Below are 16,553 nucleotides of genomic sequence, written 5' to 3'. Positions count from 1 at the left end.
CTAAGTGAAGAGCTTCACCGCGCGCGAGGCGAGCGATGAATGTATCTGTTTCGCATGTGTCAACGCGAAGCTCTTCACCATCCTTCCGGCAAGTTCTGCGATGTTCTGTCCGAATTGGTGCACCACATCGGATATGACGCGGCCACAAAGCTCATAAAGCATTTTGGCGGTACGACAATTCGCATCCCCCTGGGGAAGCGTGCATGGCCTCGGGACATTGAAGCTGTTCTCGGAAGAGAGAGTACGAAGAAACTTCTCGCGGTCTTCTGCGGTAGCGAGCTGTATGTTCCGCGTCGCCACAAAGAAATCCTGTTGCACCGCAATATTTCGATTTGTCTTGAGTATGAGGAGACACTTCGGACAGGCGCGAGCGCACAGGAAGCCGTCAATATCCTCGCAAGACGATACAATTTCTCCGATCGCCACATCTGGTCGATTCTCAAGGGCACGGACCCGGAGGCCGTCACGGTTGAGCGGCGTAGACGCCGGGTTGTTGGCCAAGACAAAGAGAGCGCCTCCGGAGCGCCGGACGGGTCCGTGCCCTTGAAAACCAACTAGGAGCCAAAAATGGAACATCACCCCGGCCACTTTACGGCCTCGCTGGCCATCCAGCTTCCTCAGGACCCCAAGGAAATGCCCACGGGCTACAACGTCCAGCTTTTCCCAGAAGGCCAGTTCGCGGCGAGCGACGGCAGGCCCGGCAATATCCCGGGCTGTGAGACGAAAGTCTGGCTCATGGACGCCGCCATCGCCCCGGATATCATCGCGGACGTGGACGCGCGCGAGGCCCGCCCCGTGGTGGACTACGAGCACCAAAGCATCCGAGCACGCGAAAACGGCCAACCCGCCCCGGCGGCGGGCTGGATTCAGGCTCTCGCCTACTTTCCCGGTAAGGGCCTTTTCGCCAAAGCCACCTGGACCGACCGCGCTCGGGCCTGTATCGCCTCGGGCGAATACCGCTACATCAGCCCCTTCTTCGAGTTCGACAACAAAACCGGAGCGGTCCGGCGCTTCATCAATGCCGGGCTCACCAACACCCCCGCCCTTGATGGACTCATGGCCGTGGACGCTTCCCTGGACCTGGACGGGAACACCCCGGCCCCGAGGCTGGTCAAAGCCGCCATCACCGAGGGTATTTTGCCCAAGGCCCTGGAAGGGTGGGCCGTGGATTTGGGCACGCAACACCCCCAAGAGTTGCGGGCCTTCCTGGGAAAACTTCGTCCCGGTACGTCGTATTCTCCCAACGGAGCTTTCCGGGTAGCCCTGTCGGTCGCGGACCGTGAGGCCGCGCGGCTCCTGGGCCGGACGGAAGCGGAGTTCCTGGAAGGCAAGCGCCTTGTTGCCTTGTCTGAAAACCCCGTTTGCGTGGCCGCCCTGTCGGACGCGGAAAAGGAAGCGGCCAGACTTTTGGGCCTGAGCGAAGTGGAATATCTCGCCGGAAAGAAGGGGCTATAGATGGCTCTTGTCACCCCGGGCCTGTTGGATGCGCTGTCCGTCGGCTTTCGTGGCGAATTTAACCGCGAGTTCGAGAAGACGCCCACGGCATGGGACAAGGTGGCCACGCGGCTTTCTTCAACTTCCAGGGCCAATATTTACGGCTGGCTCGGGCAGTTTCCGCAGTTCCGGGAGTGGGTGGGCGAACGTGTCTTGCGGGACATGAAGGCGCACGCCTACAGCATCACCAACAAGAAATACGAGTCCACCGTTTCCGTGAGTCGGGTGGACATCGAAGACGACCAGGTCGGCGTTTACAAGCCCATTTTTGGGGAGATGGGCCGTGCGGCCAAGGTCTTCCCCGACGAGCTGGTTTTCGGCCTGCTCTCCAAGGGCGGCGCGATTTCCTGCTACGATGGGCAGAACTATTTCGACACGGAACACCCCGTTTACCCGAACGTGGACGGCACGGGCGCGCCGGCCTTGGTCTCCAATTGCGCCTCCGGCACCGATCCCGCGTGGTATCTCCTCGACGACTCGCGGACGATCAAGCCCGTGATCTTCCAGGAAAGGACCAAGCCCGAGCTGACGTCCTTGACTGATACCCGCGACGAAGCCGTCTTCATGAAGGATGAATACCGCTTCGGCATCCGCTACCGCTGCAACGCCGGCTTCGCCTTCTGGCAAATGGCCTTTTGCTCCCGCTTGCCGCTCAATTCCGAGAACTTCAATGCGGCCTACGCGGCCATGGCGTCTTACAAGGCGGACGGCGGCCGCCCCCTCGGCATCCGCCCCACGCTCCTGGTGGTTCCGCCCATGCTCCGGGTCAAGGCGCATGAAGTGGTCCTGGCCGACCGTCTGGCCAACGGCGGTGACAACCCCAACAAGGGCCTGTGCGAGTTACTCGTCACGCCCTGGCTGGGCTAGGAGGTTTCATGGATACCCGCATCGTCCGCGTCCGGTCTTTACGGGGAGGGCACTACCGGGCCGGCAGGTACTTTGGCCCGGATAAGGTGAACATTGAGGCTCGCGTTCTGTCGAGAAAGGAACTTGCAGCTATCGAGGATGACCCTGACCTCTCGGGGGAAGAAGCCGGATTATGGAACAACAAGCTCATTGGCCGGGAAGGAACCGTTGGATCATGTCCACGAACTTCTTCAGCACCGCGTCGCTCAGGGCTTCCTTCTCCACCACCAGCGAGACCTTCCCCGACTTGTCCTTTTCGTAGCGCACCCTCGTGCCCAGCACGACCAGGGCCAGGGTGACCACACTCACTTCAGCAAGAAAAAAGCGTTGCGGCCCCTGACCCGGCTGTTCGGCCATCACGGCGATGGCCTGGGCCGTATCCGGGTCCTGGGAGAGCAGGCGCAGACACTGCCGGGCCAAGTCTCCCTCGGTGGGGATGTCGCCCGGCCCGGGCTTCTCGAAGGCCGCAGCCAGTGCGGCCTGGGCTTCCCGCACTTCGATGCCGGGGGCCTCCTGCAGCAGCCCGCGCCCCTTGACCACCCTGGCCAGGATTTCCACGGCCCGCCGGTCGGTGATAGTGTCTAGAACATATTCCATGGATGCATCTCCCCTCGTTTCTCAGGCCAAGGAAACCAGAACTTTTTTTGCTTTTGCGATGTTCGCCTCGTCTCTGCGTTTTTCGAAAATGGTCAGGGCCTTCTCGAACCAGCTCCTGGCTGCCGGGGAATCGCCCGCAGCCTGTTCCAGGGTGCCAAACTGGGCGCAAGTAAGTGCCAATCCGGCCTCAATGCCTCGCCGCTCCTTGATTTCCAGGGCCTTCAGATACCACTCCCGCGCACCGGTCAGGTCACCCTCACCCTGCGCCACCCTGCCCAGTTCGTGGTAGACTCTGGCCGCTCCGGCCTCGTCACCACGCCGTTCCTTGATTTCCAAGGACTTCAGATACCACTCCCTCGCGCCGGTCAGGTCACCCTCCTGCTGCGCCACAATGCCCAGTTGGTGGTAGGTTCCAGCCGCTCCAGCCTCGTCCTCGTGCCGTTCCATGATTCCCAGGGCCTTCAGACACCACTCCCTCGCGCCGGTCAGGTCACCCTCCTGCTGCGCCACCCTGCCCAGTTGGTGGTAAGTCACGGGTACTGCGGCTTCGTCGCCGCACCGCTCGAAGATTTCCTTGGCCTTCATACACCACTTCCGTGCGCTGGGCAGGTCACCTCCCTCCTGCGCCACCCTGCCCAGTTGGTGGTAGGTCTTGGCCACTAAGGCCTCGTGGTTGTGCCGCTCCCAGACTTCCAGGGACTTCTGATACCACACTAGCGCGCCGGTCAGGTCACCCTCCTGCAGCGCCACAAAGCCCAGTTCGTGATAGGTCGTAGCCGCGTTGATCTCGTCGCCGAGACATTCCGTGATTTCCAGGGCCTTCCGATACCACTCCCTTGCGCCGATTAGGTCGTCCTTCCCCTGCGCCACCCTGCCAAGTTGGTGGAACGCTATGGCCTCGTATTTCTTGAACCCCTGGGCGCGGCTTCGCTCGGCCAATTCCTGATAGCGTCGCCTAGCCTCCTCGAAGGCCAGGGTGTCCAAGGCATAACCGGCTAGGCATTGCAGGATGGCCCGTTCTTCTTCTACAAGCCCATACTCCTTGGCAAACTCCAGGCCTTGGTGGATGTTGGTCTGATGCACATGGAACACTCGCCGCTGGGCTTGCAGCGGCGAGTGCCTAATAGCATTCGCCAACCCCGCCATCACCCTGGCAAAGGCGCTTCGCCAGGACAAGCGCGCCTCCTCTTTCGGCGGCTCGGCTTTGGAGTTGGACCGGAGATATCCGGTCAGGGCCGGGTGCAGCTCGTGGATGTTTTGCCTGACCTCCCGGGCGACCCCCAGGATGCCGAGAATACCGAAGAACTGGTTGATATCGTCTTGCTTCAGATCCAATTCGGCCAATTTGGCCATGGCCGCAAGATGATTGGCATCCGCGTAAGCTTCGTGCAGGGACAACGGATAGAGAAGCGGCCGTAGCTCCATGGGAACGGCCTCCATGGCGTAGCGCAGGGTGGCGTGCACCGCTTGTTGCGCTTCTTCGACCTGGGGGCCAAGTGCCTCAATATTCTCCCGCAGGGCCGCCAGCACAGCCGCTGCCGAATGCTTCTCCAGAGACGGCAGGATGGCCCGCATGCTTAAGGGGTGCCCCCTCAGGTGGTCCATCAACTCCTTGAAAGTCATATCCTTGCGATCAATCCTAAGCCCCAGGTTGTCTATGATGCGCTGGCAGTATTCCCAGCGCTCGTCCCCCCGAAGTCCACCAAGCTCAATCACCCGGTGCTGCTCCCGGCCCAGCCACGCCTCGGGGCTGCGGCTGGTGATCAGCACCTTGGTCTTCCCGCCTCCAAGCCGGCGCAACAAATCCTTCAGTACCTGTCGGTCGGCTTCCGAAAGCAGGGGGGCTATGGTGGTGCCTGGTATCCCGGCCACGGTTTCGAAGTTGTCCCAGACGAAGAGGAAGGGATGTTCTCGGAGCACCTTCGTCAGGTTCTCCACTTTGCTTGCGATGTCGCAGCGCAAGAACGGCTCGCCAAACAGCGGGCCTCCCATGGCGTTCAGCACGTATTCGGCGCTGCGGATATCCTTGAAGGAAAGCCAGAGCGCTCCCATGCCCAAGCCCTCGGTGCGGGAGAGCCATTGCAGGAAGCCCTTGGCCAGCGTGGTCTTACCCACTCCGCCCATGCCGTGCACTAGGATTCCGGCGGCCCTGCCGCGCATGGCCCTCTCCAGCGCCAGGATGGCCCCTTCGCGGCCCACGAAGCCGGAAGAGCCAAGATCGCATGCCTCTTCAGGCAAGGAAGGGGTTTCGCTCTGGCCGTCTTTCCTGGCGGCAGCGGCAAAGGTGAAGTCCAGGGGCTCCTGCTGGTACAGCACGGGGACCAGCCAGTCTTCCAGGGGGTGTGGTTTGGGTGCGGCGCACACGCGGCCCTTTGACTTGAGCATGGCTTTCCGCCCGGCCCGGACGCCTTCGGCCACGCTGCCGCGAGTGAAAAGCCGCCGGTAGAAGTCCGGCAGGAATGTGCGCGCCCCGCTCACGTACAGGGTGTAGGCCATGGCCACCACGCTGCGGATGCCCGCCTTCAGAAGCGCCGAAGCCACCGAGGCGAAAGGGTCGCCCCCGGCGGCGTCGTGCATGCCGGACTGGCAGGCGTTGAGCACCACGCAGGGTATGTTGTGCTCCCGCAGCAACGGACCGAGCTGGTCCACGGGCATCACGTCGGGCTCACCGTGCTCATCCTCGAAGACCAGCTTGCCCTCGGCCTTGAAGGTGAGTTGATTGGGTGGCCCTTTGCCGTCGAGCGTCCCGTGCCCGTCGAAGTGCACGATGTGATAGAACCCAGGCCGCTCCTCCAGATGCTCCGTGAGGCGGGCGAAGGTGGGCGGGCGCAGCACATGGACCCGGGCCGGGAGGGACTTGGACTCAATCAGCTCCACCAGAGGGCCGGACACAGACTGGTAGGCCACATCCTGTTTATAGGGCCTGGCCGTCACCAGCAGGACGTTCACCTGGTCCGTGGGCAGGTCGGGGTGAAGCTTTACCGGATCCTTAACGCTGTCCATGCGCCGTTCCACCTGGCAGTCATGGGCGAGAAAGTCTGCCTTGGGGTCGCGCAGGGCCTCCCAGGGCCAGGACTGCACCTTGGGGTCGTCGCTGATGACGCGCAGCTGGAGGTGATGATAGCCGTCTTTGGTGGCCTCATCGAAAATACCGCCCGAATCCCGAGCATCGAACAGGGCGTTGAAGGCCGCCTCGCCCCAGGACTTCAGGGACGCAAGCACCCGCTCGGCATGCTTGGTCTCCGGGTGGAACGGGTAGTCCAGGAATTGCTCCAGATACCATTGCAGCTCGGCCATGAGCCCATCGGGCCGATCCTGCACAGGGTAGCCGAACGGGGTCGGCACTGGGTACGTCTTGGAGGCTTTGTTGTCGGAAGCGCGTTCGACTTGAAACAGCGGCGGGTCACTGGCCGGGACATGGCGGACAACCAAGGTAGGCATGCGGGCACCCTCTGCATAGAACCAAAGGTGACAGTAAAGGACGAGTATTTTCGATTTTTTATAGAATATGCTGGGAATGACGGAAAGTCTATGACGGGCAGGTACTCAATCGTCATGGGCGCGATATGACCCGGGCAAATTGCCTATAAAACTTTCGGCGAGCGCGATGTGGTACATATCCTCCGGCTGCTGCGCGGGCATCCACTTGGAGCGCCATACGAGGTCACGGCGCAAACGAGAAGGGGGCCTCGCCGTTCACCACCCACAATTTTTCTGCTTTTCTAGCTCGATTGAGCAGCGGTAATGTATCAAAAGCACGCTAAAACCGTCTCAAATCGCTCGCTTCCTCACAGATTCCAAAGGGCTCAGCCCTTTGGCCGCCGGAGGCACGCTTTCTCTTCTCTCACTCCCCCGGCCGCCGGAGGCATCTCTTTTTCTTCCTGCCTCTCCTACGCCTCATCCAGGCCCAGGCGCTTGGCCTTTCGCCACAGCGACACCCGGTCGATGCCGAGAATCTCGGCCGCCCGGGTCTTGTTGCCGTCGCAGGCGGCCAGGACGTCGCGGATATGGCGGCGCTCCAGCTCTTCCAGGGTGACGAGCGGCGGAGCCTCGTGCTTGACCAGGAGCGGCGCGTCGCCGCTTAAATCCTGGGGCAGGTCGCCGGCCTCGATGACGTCGCCCTTGGCCATGATAACCGTGCGCTGGACAATGTTTTCCAGCTCCCGGATGTTGCCGGGATATTCGTAGGCCATAAGCCGCCGCACCGCCTCGGCAGAAAAGCCCGAGAGCTTCTTGCCCATGGCGGCGGCGTATTTGGCGATGAAATAGCCGGCCAGAAGCGGGATGTCCTGGCGGCGGCCGGACAGGGGCGGCACGCGCAGGGTGATGACGTTTAGCCGGTAATAGAGATCGGCCCGAAAAAGGCCGCGCTCCACGTCGCCCTTGAGGTCCTTGTTGGTGGCGGCCAGGAGGCGGGCGGCCACCGGGATTTCCTGGGTGCCGCCGACCCGGAAGAAATGGCGTTCCTGAAGCACGCGCAACAGCCGCACCTGCATGGTCAGCGACATCTCCCCGATCTCGTCGAGAAAAAGCGTGCCTTCGCCGGCCACTTCCAGGAGGCCCTTTTTCAGGGTCGAGGCCCCGGAAAACGCCCCCTTCTCATGGCCGAACAGTTCGTTGGCCAGGAGGTCCTCGTTAAACGCGCCGCAGTTGATGGCCAAAAAGCGCCGGTCGTTGCGCAGGCTGGACTCATGGATGGCCCGGGCCACGAGCTCCTTGCCGGTGCCGGTCTCGCCGAGAATGAGTACCGTGGAATCGGTCGGGGCGATGTGGTGGATATTGTCCTTGAGCGCCTGGACGGCCGGGCTTTCGCCGATAATAAGCGGCGTGCGGCCCAGTTCGGCCACCTGCCGGGACAGCCGGGCCACTTCCAGGCGAAGCCGCCGCTTGTCCATGGCCTCGGCCACGGTGGCCCGCACCTCGGCCAGCCCGTAGGGCTTGGTCAGGTAGTGGCAGGCCCCCAGGCGCATGGCCTCGACCGCCGTGGCCACCGTGGCGTGCCCGGTCATGACCACCACCTCGGTGTCCGGCCACAGGCGCTTGGATTCGCCAAGCACAGCCAGCCCGTCGATGCCCTTCATGCGCAAATCCGTCAGCACCAGATCGAACTCGCGCTCGCCAAGGATGGCCAGGGCCTCTTCGCCGCTGGCTGCGGCCGAAACGGCGTAGCCTTCCCGAGCCAGGATATGGCTGAGGTTCTCCACGGCAATGGCCTCGTCGTCGACGATAAGGACAGCGCCGCCGGTCATGCCGTCTCCGGGGGGAGGCTGCCGGGGAGCGGCAGGCGGATGACGAAACGCGCGCCCTTGCCGGCGGACTTTTCCGCCACAATGGAGCCGTGGTGCTTTTCGATGATGCCAAAAACGATGGACAGGCCAAGGCCCGTGCCCTTGCCCACCTCCTTGGTGGTGTAGAAGGGATCAAACACCTTGCCGAGGTCCTCATCCGGGATGCCCACACCGGTGTCTTCGACGACAATAGCGGCCAGGCCCGGCGTCGCGTCCGGCCCGGCCGTGACCGTGATGGAGCCGGGGGGCGTCTCGATGGCCTGGGCCGCGTTTAAAAGCAGGTTGATCAGCACCTCCTGCATCCGGGCGGCATCCAGCTCCAGCACAAGATCGGGTGGGACGGCCTGGGACAGGCTGATGCCGGACGGCACCTGGCTTGACACCAGCCGGAAGGCATTGGCCACCACCCCGGCCAGAGGCGTCGGCTTGACGCTGAAATCCTTGGCCCGGGAAAATTCCAGCAGCCCTTTGACGATGTCCCTGGCCCGCAGCATCTCCTGCTGGATGTTGCCGAGCATCTTGGCGGCAAAGGCGGGATCGCACTCGCCTTGCTCCTCGATAAGAATCTGGCAGGAGGTGGAGATGTTGTTGAGGGGATTGTTGAGCTGATGGGCAATGCCGGATGTCAGGACACCCAGGGAGGACAGCTTTTTTTCCTGGATCAACTGTTCCTGGCGGCGCTTGAGCTCCCGGCTCATGCGGTTGAAGGCCTCCAGCACGTGCCGGGTCTCGTCGTTGGAGGCAGGCACGGTCAGGGCCTTGAAATTGCCCTGGCCGATCTCGGCCGTGGCCTGGGTGATGACCGAAAGGGCCCGCAGGATCTTTCGGGCCAGGAGCAGGGCCAGGACGATGCCGGATACGGTGATGAAAAGCCCGGAAACCAGGAGCTGGCGCTTGAGGGTGGCCACCAACTGGAGGGTGCGGCTTCGTTCGGTGTTCTTGATCTCCAGGGACAGGTCCACCATGTCCTTGCCGGACTGGCGCAGGTCGTCGAGGAGCTGGGCCGAGGCGGCGGCTCCCTGTTCGGCGCGAAGGGCCAGACCCTTGGTCTGGTAGTTGTCCAGGGCCTGGGTCAGGGCGGCAATGCCCCGTCTGGCCCGGTCGTCGCGGACGTCGGCTGCGGTGGCGGAAAGCATGGCGCGGGCCTGGTCAACGTAGCGCAGGGATTCGTCGAAATCCTCGCTGTGGCCGTAGAGCAGGAAGTTTTTCTCGTAGCGCCGCACTTCCAGGATGGCGTTGGAAAGGTCGTCGGCCATTTCCATGAGGCCAAGCGTCCCTTCAAGGCGAATCAGATAATTATACGACACCACCCCGACCGCAGTGAAAATCAGCACGGGAATGATGACCCCGGCCAAGACCTTCTGGCGAATGGTGAGGTGGGGCAGGGATGCCCAGGGCAGCGTCAGTGTGCGCAATGCGTCCCCCCGGAGGTTTCCGGCCGAAACGGCCGCTGGCTTCACCCGCCAGGGTACGCGGACAGGCGCGCTTTGTCAGCCGCGACAGTTGCTGCGGTAGTGGAGAAGAGAGGAGAAGCGATGAAAGAGAGAGGGAAGAGAGATGGAAGAGAGAGGAAGGAAGATGCCTCCGGCGGCCCGGGGGGATGATCCCCCCGGACCCCTGCACAGGGAAAGGGTGAAACGAGGGGGCTGCCGCATACAATCAGGCTTCACCGACGCGGCCCCGCCCACGGTCGATACAAACGTTCTCCAGGAGGGGATTCCAAAGGGACTCAGTCCCTTTGGCCGCCGGAGGCATGCCTTCCTCTTCTCTATCTTCTGTGGTGTGGCCTCAGGCCTGTTCGCCGCCGCATTCGCGGGTGGTTTCGAAGCGGATGCCCGGCCATTTTTCGATGGTGCGCCCGAGTTCCCATTCGCTGGTGAAGACCATGGCCAGATGGTCGCCGGCGTCCTTGACCATGGCTTGGGGTTCTTCGCGCGAGAGCTGGACCAGGGTGTCCTTGGATTCGCTGGCCAGCCAGCGCACGGCCATGAATTTGGTGCTCAGCAGATCGATTTGCACGTCGTATTCCGTGGCCAGCCGTTCGGCGATCACCTCGAACTGGAGCACGCCGACCGCCCCGAGGATGATGCCGGTGCCGAGGGTGGGCCGGAAGAACTGGATGGCCCCTTCTTCCGAGAGCTGGCCGAGTCCCTTTTCGAGCTGTTTGGCCTTGAACGGGTTTCGCAGCTGCACCCGGCGGAAGTGTTCCGGGGCGAAGTGGGGGATGCCGAGGTAGATCAGCGGTTCGCGGGCGCTTAGGGAGTCGCCGACATTGAGCATCCCGTGGTTGGGGATGCCGATGATGTCGCCGGGCCAGGCTTCGTCCACGCCGGTGCGGTCCTGGGCCATGAAGAGGATGGCGTTGGCGGCCTTGATGTCCTTGCCCAGGCGGTGGTGGCGCAGTTTCATGCCCCGGGTGAATTGTCCCGAGCAGATGCGCACAAAGGCCACGCGGTCGCGGTGGGCCGCGTCCATGTTCGCCTGGATCTTGAAGACGACGCCGGAGAAATGGTCTTCCAGAGGGGAGACTTCTCGGGTCTTGGCCATGCGGGCCCGGGGGGGCGGGGCCAGCTCGGCAAAGGCTTCGAGCAGTTCCTTGACCCCGAAGTTGTTGATGGCGCTGCCGAAGAAGACCGGCGTCTGCTTGCCGCTGCGGTAGCGTTCCATGTCGAAGGGATAGCCGGCTCCGGCGAGCAGTTCCACTTCCTGGCGCAGTTCGTCGGCGCTCGCCTGGCCGAGATGTTCGACCAGGGCCGGATCGTCCAGGCCCCTGACCACCACGGACTCCCGGGGGCGGGAACCCTTGTCGGACTGGGGGGCGAAAAAGCGCAGGCTGCCGGTGCGCAGGTCGTAGACGCCCTTGAATTCCTTGCCCATGCCGATGGGCCAGGTCATGGGGGCAGCTTCGATGCCGAGGCTTTGTTCGATGTCGTCGAGCAGTTCAAACGGGGTGCGGCCGGCCCGGTCGAGCTTGTTGATGAAGGTGATGATCGGCGTGGTGCGCATCCGGCAGACTTCCATGAGCTTTTTGGTCTGCGTTTCAACGCCCTTGACGCTGTCGATGACCATGAGGGCCGAGTCCACGGCGGTCAGCACCCGGTAGGTGTCTTCGGAGAAGTCCTGGTGGCCCGGGGTGTCGAGCAGATTGATGGTGCAGTCGTTGAATTCAAAGCTCATGACCGAGGAGGTGACGGAGATGCCGCGGTCGCGCTCAATGGCCATCCAGTCCGAGGTAGCGTGGCGGCCGGCTTTTTTGGGCTTGATGGCTCCGGCCATATCGATGGCTCCGCCAAAGAGCAGGAGCTTTTCGGTCAGGGTGGTCTTGCCGGCGTCGGGGTGGCTGATAATGGCGAAGGTGCGCCGCCGGGCAGTCTCCCGGCGCAGTTCCCGGGCGCTTAACTGGTCTTGCATGTCGTGGCCTCAATGGCGTTTGGGGTACCGTGTTGGGCTGGCGCTGGCGGCCGGCGTCGTTTGGGGAAAAGGTGCATCGCCGGCGGCCGCAGCCGGGAATGCTTCGGCTGTGCGCCGCAGCGTGGTCGGGCGCTGCCCTGGAAAAATAGTATTGAATGCGCGAAAGGCCATAGGCTGCCCGGGCGCGCAGGTCAACGCCATTGCGCCCTGGGCCTGGCTTGGGAGCGCTTCGGGACGCATCGGCCGGATGTTGCGGGCAAGCAGAAAAAGTGCAGTCAAATCACTCCCCCCGGGTGGGATTCCAAAGGGCTCAGCCCTTTGGCCGCCGGAGGCCCTCTTCCTCTTCTCTTGCCTCCTATATCTTTCGAATGCCCAATTCGCGCACCAGATGGCGCAGGGTGCGGGGGCTTATGTCCAGGCGTTCGGCGGTCTTGGTCCGGTCGCCGCCGCAGGCGGCAAAGGCCCGCAGGATGGCCTGGGTCTTGGCTTGGCGCACGGCCTCGTCCAGGGTGACGGCTGTGTCGGGGTCTGTGCCGCGGGGCGCGATTTCGCCGCCAAGGCGCATGTCTTCGGGCAGATCGCCGGCGTCGATAGGGCCTTCGCGGCTGAGCAGGGCGAGGCGTTCGATGAGGTTTTTAAGCTCCCGCACGTTGCCCGGCCAGTCGTGGGCGGTCAGTTCGTTCAGGGCCGATTCGGTGAAGCGCAGTCCGGGCTTGTGGTAGCGCTGGCGGTAGATGGACAGGAAATACTCGGCCAGAAACACGATGTCGCCGCTGCGTTCCCGAAGCGGCGGCAGGACAAGGGGCACGACGTTTAGGCGGTAGTAGAGATCGGCCCGGAAGGCTCCCTGACGCACCATTTCGGTGAGGGTGCGGTTGGTGGCGGCCACGATGCGGGCGGCAAAGCGGATGGGCCGTTCTCCGCCGAGCCGGCGAAAGGAGCGTTCTTCCAGCACCCGCAGGAAATCCACCTGGTTTATGCCGGGAATTTCGCCCACTTCATCGAGAAAGAGGGTGCCGTCGCCGGCCATCTCGAAGATGCCGCGCGAGAGCTTGGCTGCGCCGGTGAAGGCGCCGGCCTCGTGGCCGAAGAATTTGTCGGCAAACAGTTCGCCTTTGAGCACGCCGCAGTTGACCGGGACAAAGGGTTTTTTGCGTCGGCGGCTCAAGTTGTGGATGCACTGGGCGAGCAGTTCCTTGCCGGTGCCGGTTTCGCCTGAGATGAGCACGCAGGCATCGGAGGGTGCGATCTGGGTGGCGAGGTCGTAGACGGCCTGCATCTCGGCGGAACAAAAGAGGAATTCGGCCTCCGGCGGTGCCTGTCCGGCGGTGACGGGGTCGTCGGCGTCCAGCGGCAAATATTTGCCGCCGAGCAACATGCTGGAATCAATCATGTTTCGCGTCACCGTCCGTGGCGTCGGGCATCAGGGCATTTCTTGGTACGGCTCACCATGCGCTATTGGCCCCAAAATGACAACGGCAAAAAATTGCCGCCGGCCGGCAGATGTTTGCCGTATTGGGGTGGGCTGAAAAGGATAACATACTAAAATTAAAGCTAATTCAAAAAGGCACAATCCTTGATAAGAGGGGTGGCAAGGGACGGTTCGCACCCGGTTGCCGCGAACCACTGCCTGGCCCCGCGCCGTCGGCCGGAGTCGGGCCATACCCCACCACACCACTTGGAAAAGGAGAACGAGAGGATCATGAAACGGCAAATTTTTCTGAAAGCGGGCCTGCCGGTCCTCGCGGCTGCCCTGCTGATCGCGGTCTACGCCATGGCGGCCCAGAACGACGCGGCCGTCACCCAGGCCCTGACCCAGGCCGGGGCCTCCGGCCCCTGGTGGATGTGGCCCCTCATCTTGTTGTTTTTCTGCTTCATCCTCGGCATCATCGCGGTGCTGGCCGGTGTTGGCGGCGGCGTGCTCTACGTGCCGCTGGTCAGCGGCTTTTTCCCGTTCCACCTGGACTTCGTGCGCGGCGCGGGCCTGATGGTGGCCCTGGCCGGCGCCCTGGCTGCCGGTCCCGGTCTGCTCAAACGCAATCTGGCCTCGCTGCGTCTGGCCCTGCCCGTGGCCCTTATCGCCTCGTCCTGCGCCATCGTCGGAGCCATGATCGGTCTGGCCCTGCCGACCAACGTCGTCCAGATCGCCCTGGGCGCCACCATCCTTTTCATCGCCATCCTGATCCTCAAGTCGAAAAACGTGGCCGTGCCTGAGGTCAAAAACCCCGATGCCCTGGGTATCGCCCTTGGCATGAACGGCGTCTACCATGACGCCTCGTCGGGCCAGGACTATGCCTGGAAGACCCACCGCACCCTGCCGGGCCTTTTGATGTTCATCATCATCGGCGTCATGGCCGGCATGTTCGGCCTTGGCGCCGGCTGGGCCAACGTCCCGGTCTTGAACCTCATGATGGGCGTGCCGCTCAAGGTCGCTGTCGGCACCTCCAAGTTCCTGCTGTCCATCACCGACACCTCGGCCGCCTGGGTCTACCTGAACCAGGGCTGCGTCATCCCGCTCATGGCCATTCCGTCCATCGTGGGCCTCATGTTCGGTTCCTTCGTGGGCGTGCGCCTGCTGGCCAAGGCCAAGCCGAAGTTCATCCGCTACATGGTCATCGGCGTGCTCCTTTTTGCCGGAGCCAAGGCGCTGCTCAAGGGCCTGGGCATCGGTTGAACCACGGTTTGAACCCATCCACGACACGACACGACACGACACGAAACGGAGATTGCCATGAGCCTCGATACCTCGAAGACCCCTCCTGAACAGGTCCTGTACTCCAACATGCTTTTTTACGGCTGCTGGGGCTCCCTGGCCCTTATGGCCGTGACCTATGTGCTCTACATAAGCGGCCTGGTCACCCCCCATGTGCCGCTCGATACCGTGACCCAGCTGTGGTCCCAGCCGGTCAAGGTCTACCTGGAGCAGGGCAACGTGCCCACGGGCTGGGGCTGGTTCAAGCTCATCGGCCAGGGCGATTTCCTCAATTTTACCGGCATTGTGCTTTTGGCGGGCATGACCATTCTGTGCTATGCGCCGCTCATTGGCGCGTACATGAAGAAGAAGGAGCCGATTTTCGCCACCATCGCCGTGCTGGAAATCCTGGTGCTCGCCTTTGCCGCTTCCGGCATCGTCGGCAGCGGAGGACACTAGGCCTCTCCGCTTCCATGTGGCCGGCGGTTCGACTATCGTGAGACATCGCATCATGCGAAGCGCCGCAGGCATGGAGGAGTAATGGTGGCAGCAACGGACAAGGCGGTTTGGTTTGCCGAAAATGTGCTGGACTTGCCCGATTTCCTGGACGCCATGCCCCTTGGGGCGGCGGTCTACGACAGCCTCGGGCGAGTCCTTCACCTCAACGCGTATTTGCAACGGTTGACCGGTTTCTCCCTCGACGAGGCTCGGGGGCTGCCCTGCCGGCACGTGCTGCGGACAGCATCGTGCGGCCGGGACTGCCCCCTCCTGCGCCAGGGCGGCTGTGAACAGTCCCTGGACACGGACATCGTCAACCGGGCCCGACGCAAGATACCCGTGCGCTTAAGCTCCCGGCTTTTGCGCGGCAGCAACGGCGAACCCCTCTACCGCGTGGACTTTGTGGAAGAACTGGCCCAGCGGGGGACCGACGGCATGTTGACGAAAAAGTCCGGCCTGGGGGCGCTGATCGGCAAGAGCGCGGTGATGGAGGACATCCTCTCGGTGCTGCCGGAGTTTGCCCGGTCCGACCGGCCCGTGCTCCTGGTCGGCGAGACCGGCACGGGCAAGGATCTCATTGCCGAACTGATCCATGAGAGCTCCCTGCGGGCCAAACGGCCGTTTTTACGGATGAACCTTGGGTTTTTGCCGGCCAATCTGCTGGAGGCCGAACTGTTTGGCCGGGTGGCCGAGGAAGGGGCGGGCCTGGAAGAGATTCGCGGCCGTTTCCAGGAGGCGGCCGGGGGAAGCATGTTTTTCCCGGAACTCTCCGATGTGCCCCTGGCCCTGCAGCAGCGTCTGGCGGCCTTTCTCGACACCGGCAGTGTCTGCCCCCAGGGCCGCAAAACGCCGCAACCTCTTGATCTGCGGCTGCTTTTCGCCACCCAGCGAAATCCCGAGGAACTGGCGGAAAAAGGCCTGCTCGACCCGGATTTTTACAAACATTTGAGCATTCTGCGCCTCAATTTGCCGCCCCTTCGGGAGCGCGGCGAGGACCTGCCCTTTTTGTTGGCCTATTTTGCCGAGCGCTTTGCCGAGCGCTTTAAGAAAAACGTCAAGGGATTTTCCCCGGAAGCCATGAGCGTCCTGGCCGAATATCCCTACCCCGGCAATGTGCGCGAACTGCGAAACATCGTCGAATACGCCGTCATGACCTCCAAGACCTCCCTGATCGTGCCGGCCAACCTGCCGGTCTACGTGCCTGTGCGCCCGGTTGCGGCCGAGGCCGAGGCCGCCGGGCAGGGACCGGCCGGGGACGCGCCCAAAGCCAAAACGGCCAAGGCCAGGAAAGACCCGGCCGGTAAAAGGAGCGGGTCATGAGCGGACATCGGGTGCTGATTGCCCTGCGCGGCAACGAGGTGGCCTGGCGTTTTGACAAGACGGCCGAGGCCCTGGTGTGCGATATTGACGATGCTGGCACGGTGGTTTCCCGTTCGGAGATCATCTTTGCCCGCAATTCCGGCGAAGACCTGTGCGAGTATGTCCTGGCCCACGGCATCGATACGGTGGTGGCCGGGGCGGTGGAAGAGGAATACTACCACTACCTGCGTTGGAAGCGCGTGGACGTCATCGACAACGTGGCCGGCGAACTTGACCCGGTGCTGGAGCGTCTGGCCCGGGGACGGCTGAGTTCAGGGGACATCCTGTTTCCCCAAGGCGGGGCATAA

Annotated in this window: 13 protein-coding genes; 7 read left to right on the top strand and 6 right to left on the bottom strand. The window is 63.0% G+C overall.

Features of this window, described 5'->3' with window-relative positions:
* The first annotated feature begins 39 nt into the window (after window positions 1-39).
* Genes DVDV_RS04840 through DVDV_RS04830 form a run of 3 tightly spaced genes read left to right on the top strand, consistent with a single transcriptional unit; the run spans window position 40 to window position 2,361 of the window.
* Window positions 40-558: a Mor transcription activator family protein gene (locus tag DVDV_RS04840; protein ID WP_075353584.1), complete on the top strand. Its 519-nt coding sequence runs from the start codon at window positions 40-42 to the stop codon at window positions 556-558.
* A gap of 9 nt (window positions 559-567) precedes the next feature.
* On the top strand, window positions 568-1,455 hold the full coding sequence (locus DVDV_RS04835; protein WP_075353583.1) for a phage protease: 888 nt from the start codon (window positions 568-570) through the stop codon (window positions 1,453-1,455).
* Window positions 1,456-2,361 (top strand): Mu-like prophage major head subunit gpT family protein, encoded by a 906-nt coding sequence (locus tag DVDV_RS04830; protein WP_075353582.1) that lies wholly within the window; start codon window positions 1,456-1,458, stop codon window positions 2,359-2,361.
* A 186-nt stretch (window positions 2,362-2,547) separates the two neighbouring features.
* Here DVDV_RS04830 and DVDV_RS04825 read toward each other — a convergent pair whose 3' ends face one another.
* The 6 genes from DVDV_RS04825 to DVDV_RS04800 all read right to left on the bottom strand — a co-directional run bounded on the left by DVDV_RS04825 (window position 2,548) and on the right by DVDV_RS04800 (window position 13,089).
* Window positions 2,548-2,997 (bottom strand): hypothetical protein, encoded by a 450-nt coding sequence (locus DVDV_RS04825; protein WP_075353581.1) that lies wholly within the window; start codon window positions 2,995-2,997, stop codon window positions 2,548-2,550.
* A gap of 21 nt (window positions 2,998-3,018) precedes the next feature.
* The gene (locus DVDV_RS04820; protein WP_075353580.1) at window positions 3,019-6,438 is read right to left on the bottom strand and encodes a tetratricopeptide repeat protein; all 3,420 of its coding nucleotides are present in this window, start codon (window positions 6,436-6,438) and stop codon (window positions 3,019-3,021) included.
* Between the two features lie 449 nt (window positions 6,439-6,887).
* A complete protein-coding gene (locus DVDV_RS04815) occupies window positions 6,888-8,246 on the bottom strand; it encodes a sigma-54 dependent transcriptional regulator (RefSeq protein ID WP_075353579.1) in 1,359 nt (452 codons plus the stop codon).
* On the bottom strand, window positions 8,243-9,700 hold the full coding sequence (locus DVDV_RS04810) for a sensor histidine kinase (protein ID WP_254845253.1): 1,458 nt from the start codon (window positions 9,698-9,700) through the stop codon (window positions 8,243-8,245). The genes DVDV_RS04815 and DVDV_RS04810 overlap by 4 nt, the downstream gene beginning before the upstream one ends.
* A gap of 373 nt (window positions 9,701-10,073) precedes the next feature.
* Window positions 10,074-11,696, bottom strand: a complete 1,623-nt coding sequence (locus tag DVDV_RS04805) for a peptide chain release factor 3 (RefSeq protein ID WP_075353578.1) — start codon at window positions 11,694-11,696, stop codon at window positions 10,074-10,076.
* Between the two features lie 355 nt (window positions 11,697-12,051).
* Window positions 12,052-13,089 carry a sigma-54-dependent Fis family transcriptional regulator gene (locus DVDV_RS04800; protein WP_075353577.1) on the bottom strand — a complete coding sequence of 346 codons (1,038 nt, stop codon included), beginning with the start codon at window positions 13,087-13,089 and terminating at the stop codon, window positions 12,052-12,054.
* A gap of 381 nt (window positions 13,090-13,470) precedes the next feature.
* Here DVDV_RS04800 and DVDV_RS04795 point away from each other — a divergent pair, with 381 nt between their 5' ends.
* The 4 genes from DVDV_RS04795 (at window position 13,471) to DVDV_RS04780 (ending at window position 16,553) form a co-directional block, all read left to right on the top strand.
* Window positions 13,471-14,370, top strand: a complete 900-nt coding sequence (locus tag DVDV_RS04795; RefSeq protein WP_254845257.1) for a sulfite exporter TauE/SafE family protein — start codon at window positions 13,471-13,473, stop codon at window positions 14,368-14,370.
* Window positions 14,371-14,427: 57 nt separating this feature from the next.
* Window positions 14,428-14,847 (top strand): DUF1634 domain-containing protein, encoded by a 420-nt coding sequence (locus DVDV_RS04790; protein WP_075353575.1) that lies wholly within the window; start codon window positions 14,428-14,430, stop codon window positions 14,845-14,847.
* An 81-nt stretch (window positions 14,848-14,928) separates the two neighbouring features.
* Window positions 14,929-16,206: a sigma 54-interacting transcriptional regulator gene (locus tag DVDV_RS04785; protein WP_254845252.1), complete on the top strand. Its 1,278-nt coding sequence runs from the start codon at window positions 14,929-14,931 to the stop codon at window positions 16,204-16,206.
* Window positions 16,203-16,553, top strand: a complete 351-nt coding sequence (locus tag DVDV_RS04780; RefSeq protein WP_075353574.1) for a NifB/NifX family molybdenum-iron cluster-binding protein — start codon at window positions 16,203-16,205, stop codon at window positions 16,551-16,553. Before DVDV_RS04785 ends, DVDV_RS04780 begins: the two co-directional genes overlap by 4 nt.

Origin of the sequence: Desulfovibrio sp. DV (assembly GCF_001936595.1) — a bacterium.
GTDB lineage: Bacteria > Desulfobacterota > Desulfovibrionia > Desulfovibrionales > Desulfovibrionaceae > Solidesulfovibrio.
This window is presented reverse-complemented; position numbering and strand designations above follow the sequence as displayed.